At 43.4% G+C, this 11,828-nt stretch carries 14 protein-coding genes; 6 read left to right on the top strand and 8 right to left on the bottom strand.

Annotated elements, in window-relative coordinates:
* Positions 1-87 precede the first annotated feature (87 nt).
* Positions 88-630: a PH domain-containing protein gene (locus AN394_RS00185; protein WP_055020511.1), complete on the top strand. Its 543-nt coding sequence runs from the start codon at positions 88-90 to the stop codon at positions 628-630.
* Here AN394_RS00185 and AN394_RS00180 read toward each other — a convergent pair.
* Entirely contained in the window at positions 627-971 is a 345-nt protein-coding gene (locus AN394_RS00180) for a rhodanese-like domain-containing protein (RefSeq protein ID WP_054562833.1), read from the bottom strand. The genes AN394_RS00185 and AN394_RS00180 overlap by 4 nt on opposite strands.
* Before the next feature lies 1 nt (position 972).
* The gene (locus AN394_RS00175) at positions 973-1,161 is read right to left on the bottom strand and encodes a DUF2892 domain-containing protein (RefSeq protein ID WP_054562832.1); all 189 of its coding nucleotides are present in this window, start codon (positions 1,159-1,161) and stop codon (positions 973-975) included.
* Positions 1,162-1,294: 133 nt separating this feature from the next.
* On the opposite strand from AN394_RS00175, the gene AN394_RS00170 reads away from it, so the two are divergent.
* Genes AN394_RS00170 through AN394_RS00160 form a run of 3 tightly spaced genes read left to right on the top strand, consistent with a single transcriptional unit; the run spans position 1,295 to position 5,942 of the window.
* The gene (locus tag AN394_RS00170) at positions 1,295-1,600 is read left to right on the top strand and encodes a metalloregulator ArsR/SmtB family transcription factor (RefSeq protein WP_054562831.1); all 306 of its coding nucleotides are present in this window, start codon (positions 1,295-1,297) and stop codon (positions 1,598-1,600) included.
* 3 nt (positions 1,601-1,603) lie between these two features.
* Entirely contained in the window at positions 1,604-4,891 is a 3,288-nt protein-coding gene (locus AN394_RS00165; RefSeq protein WP_055020510.1) for an efflux RND transporter permease subunit, read from the top strand.
* Positions 4,881-5,942: an efflux RND transporter periplasmic adaptor subunit gene (locus AN394_RS00160; RefSeq protein ID WP_055020509.1), complete on the top strand. Its 1,062-nt coding sequence runs from the start codon at positions 4,881-4,883 to the stop codon at positions 5,940-5,942. The genes AN394_RS00165 and AN394_RS00160 overlap by 11 nt, the downstream gene beginning before the upstream one ends.
* Here AN394_RS00160 and AN394_RS00155 read toward each other — a convergent pair.
* The 3 genes from AN394_RS00155 to AN394_RS00145 are packed head-to-tail and all read right to left on the bottom strand — an operon-like array spanning position 5,935 to position 7,867.
* Positions 5,935-6,612, bottom strand: a complete 678-nt coding sequence (locus AN394_RS00155; RefSeq protein ID WP_055020508.1) for a nitroreductase family protein — start codon at positions 6,610-6,612, stop codon at positions 5,935-5,937. The two genes, AN394_RS00160 and AN394_RS00155, sit on opposite strands and share 8 nt — an antisense overlap.
* A 29-nt stretch (positions 6,613-6,641) precedes the next feature.
* Complete coding sequence (locus AN394_RS00150) at positions 6,642-7,004, bottom strand: DUF5329 domain-containing protein (RefSeq protein WP_235576226.1); 363 nt, start codon at positions 7,002-7,004, stop codon at positions 6,642-6,644.
* Between the two features lie 8 nt (positions 7,005-7,012).
* Entirely contained in the window at positions 7,013-7,867 is an 855-nt protein-coding gene (locus AN394_RS00145; protein ID WP_055020506.1) for an endonuclease/exonuclease/phosphatase family protein, read from the bottom strand.
* 175 nt (positions 7,868-8,042) lie between these two features.
* Here AN394_RS00145 and AN394_RS00140 point away from each other — a divergent pair, with 175 nt between their 5' ends.
* Entirely contained in the window at positions 8,043-8,357 is a 315-nt protein-coding gene (locus tag AN394_RS00140; RefSeq protein WP_054554401.1) for a Bor family protein, read from the top strand.
* On the top strand, positions 8,354-8,677 hold the full coding sequence (locus tag AN394_RS00135) for a Bor/Iss family lipoprotein (protein WP_054562825.1): 324 nt from the start codon (positions 8,354-8,356) through the stop codon (positions 8,675-8,677). The genes AN394_RS00140 and AN394_RS00135 overlap by 4 nt, the downstream gene beginning before the upstream one ends.
* Here AN394_RS00135 and AN394_RS00130 read toward each other — a convergent pair whose 3' ends face one another.
* The 3 genes from AN394_RS00130 to AN394_RS00120 are packed head-to-tail and all read right to left on the bottom strand — an operon-like array spanning position 8,678 to position 11,782.
* On the bottom strand, positions 8,678-9,916 hold the full coding sequence (locus tag AN394_RS00130) for an ABC transporter permease (protein ID WP_054562824.1): 1,239 nt from the start codon (positions 9,914-9,916) through the stop codon (positions 8,678-8,680).
* On the bottom strand, positions 9,909-10,616 hold the full coding sequence (locus AN394_RS00125) for an ABC transporter ATP-binding protein (protein ID WP_054562823.1): 708 nt from the start codon (positions 10,614-10,616) through the stop codon (positions 9,909-9,911). Before AN394_RS00125 ends, AN394_RS00130 begins: the two co-directional genes overlap by 8 nt.
* Positions 10,616-11,782, bottom strand: a complete 1,167-nt coding sequence (locus AN394_RS00120) for an efflux RND transporter periplasmic adaptor subunit (RefSeq protein WP_054562822.1) — start codon at positions 11,780-11,782, stop codon at positions 10,616-10,618. Before AN394_RS00120 ends, AN394_RS00125 begins: the two co-directional genes overlap by 1 nt.
* Positions 11,783-11,828 lie beyond the last annotated feature (46 nt).

Raw genomic sequence — 11,828 nt, 5'->3', positions numbered from 1 at the left:
TACCCTTAAGCCGGGCTTTTGCTCGGCTTTTTTTGTATTTAATGAAAAGTTTGTATATTGTCATAACTCTCTATCAAGGAGCCTATGATGACAGAAACCAGTTTATTGAGTGCCAGCTTTGATCCAAAAGTAAAACAGTATTGGTTATTACTGGGTATTTTTACCTGTGTGATTAGTATGGTAGGTATCCCTTTCATTCCCATTGTTGCGTTAATAATCTGGCTGGTGGCAGGGCGTATTTTAGCGGCGATGTCAGCCACGTTGCTAACGCGTAAGTTAGTGGTAAAACGCGGTGTATTCTTTAAAGAAGAAAAATCGATCCCACTTGAAAAAATAACCGATGTGGCACTTAGCCAAGGTCCTTTGATGCGTCAATTTGGTCTTTATCGACTGAGTTTTGAAACGGCAGGTCAATCAGGGCAAGGTGCATTGGTATCATTACTCGGAGTGGTTGATGCTGAGAAGTTTCGCGAGGCAATCTTGAAACAAAAAGATGAAATGACTCAAAGCAGCAGTGCTAAAGCTGAGCATCAACCTGAAGATACTCAGTTAGAACTGCTGCGCTCACTTACTTATAGCGTAAAAAACATTGAGCAAATGTTAGTTACGCTATTAGATGAAAAGCGTTAAAAAACCTGACAGATTTGTTCTGCATTACAGGTGATTACAGTGACATTTTCGTAGCCAACACGAGTCAGTGCTTCGGCACTTAGTGTGGCGCGGGCACTACTTGCACAGTGTAAGTAAATGGGTCTTGCAGGATCTTTTTCAATTTCCATTAATTTCATTTCAAGTACACCACGCGGGATATTAATTGCACCTGTTGCTGCTTTAGTTGCGTGCTCAGCAGGTTCTCGTACGTCTATTAATAAACCGTGGTTTTCGCTTAATTCTTGTTTTGCTTGGTCAGCGCTAATGCGGCGCTGGTTTGGGGCAATAATTTTCATTAAGTCAGGAATTGGGGTCAGCATACTAATCCTCCATGCCAAGTTTGCGTAAAATGGTGATCATTGGGCACCACTTAGTGAATGCCGATTGAATTAAGTTTAGAGCAATAAATACCGTAAACCAAATCCACAGCGGACTGTGAAACTGTTGTAGCAACAATGAAATACAGATCATTACACCAGCAATTAGGCGAAGCGCGTCATTTAGTTTCATAATAAGACCTCGATAACAGAGTGATGTATTTAATATATTAGATAACACTACATTAGTAAATTCTAATATTAGACTTTTCTAATATATCAATCTATACTTTAGCGGTATTTTAAGAATATAGAGTAGTGTGATTATGAACATCGATTTTGCGGCTATGGCCGACAATGTGGAACAAGCAGAGCAAATGCTAAAGATATTGGCGAATAAAAATCGCTTGATGATCTTATGTTCGCTGCAAGATGGTGAAATGAGCGTGAGCGAATTAAACGAAGCTGTGCCGTTGGCGCAGTCTGCATTATCGCAACACTTAGCGGCGCTGAGAAAAGCTCAGATAGTTGCGACTCGACGCGAAAGCCAAACTATTTATTACCGCGTGGTGGATGAAAATGTGGTATCAATTTTAGCGACCCTACATGGCTTATTTTGCAAAGGTAATTAAGCAATGAATGCTATCGATAATGCAGTAAAAAACAGCTTGAGCGGTCGCCTCCCTGTCATTATTTTTATTATGTCGGTGCTGCTTGGTTTAATGGCATTAAAGCAAACACCCCGTGAAGAAGAGCCGCAAATTGTGGTTCCGATGCTTGATATATATGTGGCAGCGCCAAACGTTGAAGCGCCAGAAGTAGCAAGGCTGGTAACTGAACCATTGGAAAAGTTATTGGCGCAGTTAACGGGCGTCGAGCATATTTACTCGACTACACAAAGTAATGCTACTGTTGTTACTCTTCGCTTTGAAGTTGGTCACGATCGTGAGCAAGCCATCCTCGACACTTACGCTAAACTCTATAGCTATCAACACACGATGGCGTCAGTGATCAGCTCATGGCAAATACGTCCGGTTGAAGTGAACGATGTACCCATTGTGATGCTGGGCTTATTTAGTAAAGATCCAAAACTTTACGATGATTATCAACTTACCCGCTTTGCTAACGAAATCGCTAACAGTTTACAGCGCATCGAAAATACCAGCGAAGTGAAAGTGATTGCAGGTAGAACTCGTCAATTAACGATTAACCTTGATGCAAGTGCTCTTGCTGCACACCAAACAACATTAACCGATGTGTATTATGCGCTTAGCGTATCTAACCAATTAGTGAATGTGGGCAGTGTTGTTGAGGGTAAGCAGCAAATTGCCTTACAAGTGGGTGATGTTTTACGCTCTCAATCTGCGATTGAACGGCTTGTTGTCAATGTGGTGAACGGTAAGAGTGTTTATCTAAGCGATGTGGCCCAGGTGAGTGATGGTCCAAGCGAAGCACAAAGCTATCAATGGCTGGCTCATTCAGATAACCAACAACAACTTCCTTTAGTGACCATTAGTGTCGCTAAGCAAGCAGGTACCAATGCGGTAGCTGTAGCCAACGAAGTGCACAGCATGATGGACAGTTTATCGGCTAATTTACTACCAGATGAAGTTGGCTACACCGTACTGCGTGACTATGGCCAAACAGCGAACGAAAAAGTAAATAACCTTACCTCGAGCTTAGTGTTTGCGGTATTTACCGTGGTTATTTTTGTTGGCGTATTTTTAGGTTGGCGACCAGCGATTGTTATGGGGCTAGCGGTACCTATTTGCTACGGCATCACCCTGACACTTGATTTTGCCTTTGGCTATACGATTAACCGAGTCACGCTGTTTGCATTAATACTTTCTTTAGGTCTATTGGTTGATGATCCCATTACTGGGATAGACAACATAAGTCGCTTTTTAACAAAAAAAGGCGATAAAAAACAACGCATAGTTGATGCCATGAGCGAAATTCGTGTGGCGCTGTTTATGTCTACATTGACCATTATGGTGGCATTTATCCCACTTGCATTTATCACCGGCATGATGGGGCCGTATATGGCACCGATGGCATTTAATGTGCCGGTTAGTGTGATGGTTTCGACCATAGTGGCATTTTTTGTCACGCCATGGTTAGCCATGAAATTACTTAAAGCGCCAGTCGATGACAGCATGCAACTAGAAGCTAACCCCCATAGCTTATACGAGCGCATGTTATCGCCATTACTTGAGTCTAAAGGCCGCGCCAAACTCGTTTTATGGACCACATTAGCTTTGTTTGTCGCCAGTGCTATGTTACCCGTAATGCGTGCAGTGCCTCTAAAGCTATTACCGTTTGATAATAAAAACGAGTTGCAAGTTTTAATTGATATGCCAGAAGGCACGAGCCTTGAGCAAACCGCCGCTTTCACTAGACAAGTACAAACCATCACTTGGCAATTAAATGAAGTAAGTGAGGCGGCAGCCTATGTTGGTCAGCCATCAAGCATGGACTTTAATGGTATGGTGCGTGGTTACTATCGACGTGAAGCTGCTAATTTAGCTGAACTCAGAGTATTACTGCTCGATAAAACTGAGCGTGATCATCAATCTCATGGCGTGGTCATGCGCTTGCGTGCCGCATTAGCGCCACTGGCAACCGATGGCATTGTAATTAAAGTGGTTGAAGTGCCACCGGGTCCGCCGGTTTTAAGTACCTTAGTGGCCGAAGTTTACAGTGAGCCATTTGTTGATACAGAGACTCACTATCAAGCAGCACTTGCCGTTGCAGCAAGATTAAAGCAAGAGCAGCATGTGGTTGAGGTTGATACCAGTATTGCTGCCAATGCGCCGTTACAACGTTTTGTTACTGATAAAAGTAAAGCGTCATTGTCGGCGGTGTCTACGCAAGATATTGCCCAGACCTTAGCCATTGCCTCGCATGGGCAAAATGTTGGGGTGTTATATGTTAGCGGCGAAACAGATCCTGTCGATATAAAGCTGCAACTACCATATCAAGACCGTAACCAATTTGCTCAATTGCTGGCTTTACAAGTGCGTGGCGATAGGGAACTTGCAAAAACCAGTGACGAATTTGGGCTGCAAAGTGCACCGCGGCCGCTGGTGGCGCTATCTGAGTTAGGTGAATTTCAGCATCAAGAGGTTGCCAAGCCAATTATGCGTAAAGATCAGCGTAATGTTGTATATGTTATGGCTGAGCTAAATGGTCGTACACCCGCTGAAATTATTGCTGACGTTAACGCCGACTTAGGCATCAGCACTGACGAATTTAGCCAAACAGATTGGCAAAGTAGGCACTTTTTCAATAATGGTGGTGGCCAAGCTTGGCAATTACCTGCTGGCACTGACGTGACCTTTAGTGGTGAAGGTGAATGGCGAATTACCATTGATGTATTCAGAGATATGGGGATTGCCTTTGCGTTTGCGCTCACTGCAATTTTCATCATCTTACGCATTCAAACAAACTCTGCGAGTTTGTCACTGATCATCATGTCGGCTATTCCATTAACCGTAATAGGGATAATGCCGGGCTTTTGGCTATTAAATCAATTTGGAGAGCGCACTATTGCTGGTGCTCCAGAGCCGGTGCTATTCACCGCAACAGCCATGATAGGCATGATTGCACTTGCTGGTATTGTGGTTCGTAACTCACTTATTTTAGTTGAGTTTATTAATCAAGCTCGCGGCCAAGGTATGGCAATTAAACAGGCTTTAATCGCCGCAGGCACCGTGCGTATGCGCCCTGTGTTACTGACTGCGGGAACCACCTTATTAGGTAACTTGGTGATCACCCTAGATCCGGTATTTAGCGGTCTAGCTATCGCAATTATTTTTGGTATTGTGGCATCAACATTGTTCTCATTATTTGTTGTGCCGCTGGTTTATTATTTAGTGTTTGCAAAGGATGCAGCCAAAGAGGAACAAGCTCATGCAGGGTAAATCAAAACTTATTGGTTCAATCATCGCGTTATCTGTGATTATTGTGGCGGTACTTTACATGGCAGGCAGTTTTTCTGATAAGCAAGCTGCAGGCATGAAAAACCCATCGGCAAATGATTACACTGGCCAGTTAGTGACAGTGACACTGGCAAATATTGCTCGTGATGAAGTTGTACCGGGCACCGTGATTGCAAAACAAAATACGCAAATCTCTTCTCGTGTAATGGCACAAGTTGAGCGTTTAAATGTACGCGCTGGCGATACTGTAAAACAAGGTGACGTGCTAATTACCTTGCAGCAAGATGACTTTAAAGCTGGGCTTGCTCAAAGCGAAGCACAAATAAATGCAATTAATGCCTCGCTGACTCAAGCGGAGAAACAACTAAAGCGTATTAACGACTTATACAAGCAAGGCTTGGTATCTGTTAGCGAATACGACGATGCAAAAGCAAGGTTCGATAACTTAACTGCGAACCTAGCGATTGCTAAGCAGCAGCAAACACAAGCGCAAGTTGCACTGAGTTTTACGCAAATTAAAGCGCCGATTTCAGGTGTTGTGGTTGAGCGTTTTGCAGAGCCTGGCGATACCGCAACGCCTGGCACGCCATTACTCGCACTGTATAACCCACAACAATTGCAATTAGCATTTAATGTCAGAGAACAACAAGCAATTAAGTTGAATATTGGTCAAACTCTAACGGTTAAACTACCTGCTTTATCTACGTCAATGCCTGCCACAGTGACAGAAATTGTGCCTGTTGCTGATAGTGCTGCGCGTAGTATGGAAATCCGTTTAGAAACAGATGCGCAAACTGGGTTAATGCCTGGGCTTTATGCGCAATTACTATTACCGCTCGCCACTGAAAAAGGGGTGTTGATTGAGTCAAGCTGGGTGCACCAATATGGCCAATTGAGTATGGTCTATTTACTTGAAAATAATCAGATAGTGCGCCGCTTCGTTCGCCTTGGCGAAATGCTCGATGGCAAGCAGCACATCGTTTCAGGTTTAAACCCAGGTGATGTGCTGGCTGTTGATTTTAAAACTAAATAAAGGTCGCTATTTCGTCTAGCGACTTTTTCACTAAGGCATGCTCAGGGATGGTTGCATCTATCCCTGGGTAGCCTGCAATTAGCAGCATGTAAGGGCGCTCATTATCTTTATCACGGCCACAAATCTCAGTTAAAAAGCTCATTGGCTTTGGTGTATGCGTAAGGGTGGCAAGGCCAGCTCTGTGTAGTGCTTGAATTAAAAAGCCGGTTGCTAGGCCAACAGATTCATGAACATAGTAATTGGTATTTTTGTCATCGGCAGAAATACCACCTTTCTTTTGACTAAACACGGCAATTAGCCAAGGCGCATGCTCAAGGTAGGGCTTACTGGCATCTGTGCCAAGTGGTTTTAAGGCATCTAACCATTCTTCACCTGCGCGACCTTCATAAAATGAGCGCTCTAGTTTTTCAGCGGCTTCTCGAATTTGTTTTTTCACATCGCTGCTGTGTATTGCTACAAAGTGCCAAGGTTGATGATTGGCACCGCTCGGTGCAGTGCCAGCCGCTCTAATACAGGTTTCGATTATTTCTTTTGGCACTGGGCGGTCGCTAAAGCTGCGAATACTGTGGCGACGCTGACTCACGGCTAAAAACTCTTCGGCGCGTTTAAGCATCTCTTCATGAGGGTACTCAATAAAGTCATTGAGTGGCTGATTTTTGTGTTCTTGCATGGCTTTTCGCTTCTTGTGTGTTGATGATTTTAATTATGAATATGTTGGTTTCGGCGGTACTCTTTTAATTCATTGCTCAACCAATCTTTTGCATTGAGTAACGACCCATTGCTGAGTCTTACTTTATAGGGCTTACCGCTCCATGAGCTTTTACTCGCCAGATTCTCGATAAACTTTTCGGCAGTTTTTGCATAGCGGGTTGCTTTTCGATACTTCATAGCAAGGTGTTCGGAAGCATCTTGGCTTGAGTGCTCTGTACCATTGCGAATAAATACCGCATCGCTTTTAGCTACAAAATCAATGAGGTGATTTATCTCTTGTTCTGGGGTGGCTGCATCACTGAATTGACTAATGCTCAATAATATTAACGCGATAAACCAATATCTTCTCATACATAATCTCATAGCGTTTGATGCTCTATCGTCAAGGTTGCAATTATTGGGTTATGATCTGAGCTTGCAAGCTCAGGTACAACGGTAGTTTCTATTTTGACACCACGCACCCATACTTGGTCAAGTGCTAATCCAAATGCTTTGGTGCGCTTATCATCTAAATAAATAGCTTCGTGCAAACCTAGCTGGGTCAATGTTTGCTGTAATAAGGCTTGGCGTTCATCACTCCAGGTATTGAGATCACCGGCAAATACAATAGGGCCTTTATGCGTTCGCATAATAGCGGCTGCATCGTCGAGCTGTTGCTTAAAGTCACTAACGCCAATCGTAAAGTTAATGGCATGTAGGTTAATACTGAGTAATAACTGTTGTTCAGGCAGCGCATACTCCACAATATTGGTGGCTTTTGGGCTACGTAGCCAAGGCTCTTTATGGGTGAGTGTACAATGTACAGTAGCTGGCCAGCGGCTGAGTGTCATAACTCCTGATTGCACGCTGCCGCTCTTATACCCTTTAGCAAAGCGCCAGTAAGGTTTTAGCTTTGTAAGTGCAGGTTCTTCGATAGCTTCTTGTAATAACACAATATCAGCATCGGCATTTAGGTTTTGTAAATCTGTGAGTAAGCCATCTATTTGTGCTTTGTAGATATTCCAACTCAATAACTTGAACTGATAGGGCAAAATATAATGTTCAGCGTAAGTTTGCATGCGGCTTTGCGCTAATTGCTGTTGGCAATTAGCAAGGTTCACAGCGGTTTTGGTTATACCTTGTTGCTCATCAGAGCTAGGATCGCTTGAAAAGCTATACCAAGACAGCACACTTAAACACACAAGTAATAAAAATATACGCAGATATGCCGTCATAATGACCTTTAGTTACTTTCCTTGAGAGTTAGTCGTCGATAGCCTCAGTTTAGTTCAAAGGCTAAATGTTAGAAACTGTAGTATTTCCTACAATTTTTATACGCTTTCTTACCCAAAATGAGTACTCATATTCTTATACTTACTGAGCTTAACAACTCAGACAAAGGAACTACTCATGAAACAAATGGCCTGTATGCTGCTTGCCTTATCGGTGACAGCGTGTTCATCAGTCACCATAGTGCCAGAAAAAACAACCAATAAATTAGCCACTAAAGCTGATTACCAAGATAGCCGCCCATTCTTTTTGTGGGGCCTCGTTGGTGAAGAGCGCGTTGATGTAAAGGCTATTTGCCAAGATAAAAAAGTTGCCCAAATGCAATCGCAACAAACATTCGCTGATGGCGCATTAGGACTTGTTACACTCGGAATTTATGCTCCTCACACAGTAAAAGTATGGTGTGAGCAACAAGCACAGGAGCAACAACTATGAAAAGCCTACTAGTAACAACTGTGTTAGTGGCAACCTTAAGTGGTTGCACAAATATCTACTTTGATAACGGCAGTGCTGCACAAGCCAATAAAGCGCCTGCAACAGAGCAATGGCATCATAACTTTGCCGCAGCGCTTTACGAAGGTTCAAAGCCTGTCGACTTATCTGAGGAGTGTCCTGATTCCGAATGGCAAACCGTTCACACTTATAAGTCGTTCACCAATGGCTTAGCTGAAGTTGCAGTAAACCAAGTTGGGCCTATTTGGTACCCGAAAACAGTTGAAATAAGCTGCGCTCAAGTACCTTATAAGCCAGACTAGTTATTCATAACGCAGCGCATCAATTGGGTTTAAGCGTGCCGCTTTAATAGCGGGCGCTAAGCCAAACACAATACCAATCAATGAAGTAAAGCCAAATGACAGCATAATCGCCCAACCCGGTATGTAGGCATCTGGCATGCTCGGCACTGATAACGAAATCAGTGCCGCAGCACCATAACCAATCGCTAAACCAATTAAACCACCAAACAGTGATAGCACCACAGCTTCAACTAAAAATTGCAGCATAATAAAGCCAGGTGTTGCACCTAATGCTTTCAAGGTGCCGATCACACGCGTACGTTCTGTTACCGAAACCAGCATGATATTCATCACTCCAATACCACCAACTACCAGGCTGATACCCACTATCCCCGCGGTAATTGCGGTAGCACTTCCGGTAAATTTATCGATATTAGCACGGGCTTTTTCGGCAGTTTCAAATTCAAAGTCGTCATCTTCACCGTCTTTCAGTTTATGTAATTGACGTAAGATACGGCGAATTTTACCCAATACTTGCGCTTCGTTAGCATCATCTTTCAAACGAAACATCATTTGTACATTGGTATCAACACTGCCGCCTTCTAGCGCACTCATGGTACTTATTGGAATATTAATGTAATCGTCTTGGTCAAAACCTAATAAACTACCTTGTTTTTCAGCAACACCAATAATGCGAAACCACTCACCACCGAGTTTGATATACTCACCTACAGGGTTTTCAGGCAGGTTAAGCTTTTCGATAATTGAAGGGCCAATAAACGCCACTCGACGGCGTTTTTCATCATCTTCTGCGCGAATAAACCGCCCGAGTTCTGGGTAGGTGCGATAAGCTTTTTGGTAGTCTTGCTCGGTGCCCATTACCCGTGAAGCATGACTTTTATTGCCATACTCTGCTGCACCAGAAAAGCGCCAAGTAAACATTAGCGCAGTAAAGGTTTCGGCTTCTTTCACTCGGGCTTTTAGAGTTAAAAAGTCGCTGTAGGTTAACTTTGCTTGTTGACCTACCATTTCTTTTTCTACGCTAGTGTAAGGTTTTATATTGGTGACATCGGGAGACATATCAGCAAGCTGATCATTAATTTGCTTGGTAAACCCTTGCATCACTGCCACCACGGTCACAACCGCTGCAACACCAATAATAATGCCTAAGCAGGTAAGGGCACTGCGCATCGCATTGGCTTTAATTGCCATCAGTGCGGCTTTTGTACCTTCCATTACAGCGATAGCAGATTTAAACATGTTGTCTTGTTCCTTCGCCTTTACGGGTATCACTAACAACCTTGCCATCAACTAAGCGAATAACACGTTGGCAGTGATCAGCAATATCTTGTTCATGAGTAACCAAAATGATGGTGTGCCCTTCGTTATGAAGTTCATCAAACAGCGCCATGATTTCAGTGGTGGTTTTACTATCTAAGTTACCGGTAGGCTCATCACCAAGTAGAATGTGGGGCTTAGTAACCAGTGCGCGAGCTATAGCGACACGTTGACGTTGGCCACCAGAAAGCTGGCTCGAAAGGTGATTTACCTTATCGCCAAGACCAACCCGTTGTAATGATTCGAGCGCTTGTTGCTTTCGCTCTTTGGCAGAAATAAATCGATACACTAAGGGCTGCATAACATTTTCAAGGGCGGATGCTCGTGGTAATAAGTTAAAGCTTTGAAAAATAAAGCCAACACTTTCATTACGCTGATGAGCAAGCTCCGTTTCGGTCATGCGCTTTACTAGCTTATCTTTTAAATAGTAGTCACCACTGGTGGGAGTATCTAAGCAGCCAAGCAAGTTCATCAGGGTTGATTTACCTGAACCCGAAGGGCCAATAATGGCAACATACTCATTTTGTGCAATTTCAATATTAATATCATCAAGGGCTTTGAAAACTTGTTCGCCCATTTTGTATTGTTTATTGATATTACTGAGTTTGATCACCGCAGACATTAGTTAGCACCTTTTTCAGGGCTGTTTTTAACGGCTACCGTATCACCCTCTTTTAGTGAGCTAAGTGGTCTAGCTGGGCCGATAACAATACGATCTCCTTTTGCAACACCGCTGGTTAGTGCTTGTTCGATATCTGAAGAAATACCTACCGTAACAGCTGTTTTAGTTACTGTATTATCTGCATTAAGCTTCCAGACAAAGTAGCTATCATCCTCTTTTTGAATAGCTTCAATAGGCAGTTTTAAGCCATTTTCGGCAATGCTTGTGGCGATTTCTGCGCGGCAGCTCATTCCGGCATAAAGCTGGCGGTCAGTGGCATCAAGCAGTACTTTGACTTTAAATGATAAGCCCTGAGAACCGGCTTGATTTTTTGCTGATGTGCCAATGTTTATTACTTTGCCAGTGAAAGGTTGATTTGGGTAAGCGGCGGCATAGATATCTGCATGTTGGTCTAATTTGATACCGGCAATATCGGTCTCATCCACTCGAAGCTCGGCTAATATTGCGCTTGGATCAGCTACTAGCATCAAGTCTGAGCCAATAATGTTAGTTGTTCCCGCAATAACAGTTTCACCTTCTTTAATATTTACCGAAGCAAGTAGGCCACTCATTGGAGCGCGAAACACGCTTTTATTTAAACGGTCTTCAGCAATCAATAACGATGCTTGGGCTTGGTTGTAAGCTTCACGTCTTGCTTCAATATCTATTTTTGCTAAATCGCGGGCATTTTGTAGGTTTTCATACACTTCTTGGCCTGCAAGGCCCACTTCATAAAGCTCTTTCTGGCGGCTTAGTTGACGCTCGATATTTTTTAATCGGGTTTCGCTATGCTTTATATCGATTTCGGTCGCGCGAAGCACGGCCTTGTTGCGTGCAACTTCAGATTCAAACGCGGTCGTATCTAGGCGCATTAAAATATCGCCCTCAGTGACACTTTCGCCTTCTTCAACAAACACTTTCGCTACACGGCCTGTCACTTCTGAGCGCAGTTGCACTTGGGTATTAAACACGAGGTTGCCAGAGGCTAAAATTGAATCGGCAATATTGCCTTGTTCAACTTCTGCAATATGCATTTCTGGTGCATCTTTATTGCCTGTGACTTGTTTTGAAATCAGTAAAGCGACAAATGCTGTAACAGCGAGGCCAATAATAATGGCTTTTTTCATGTTACTTCCTTGGTAGTTAAGAGCGGCATATCGCCGCTCAAAGCAG

Origin of the sequence: Pseudoalteromonas sp. P1-26 (assembly GCF_001401795.1) — a bacterium.
Taxonomy (GTDB): domain Bacteria; phylum Pseudomonadota; class Gammaproteobacteria; order Enterobacterales; family Alteromonadaceae; genus Pseudoalteromonas.
Note: the sequence above shows the minus strand (reverse complement) of the source record. Positions and strands in the feature narration are given on the sequence as shown.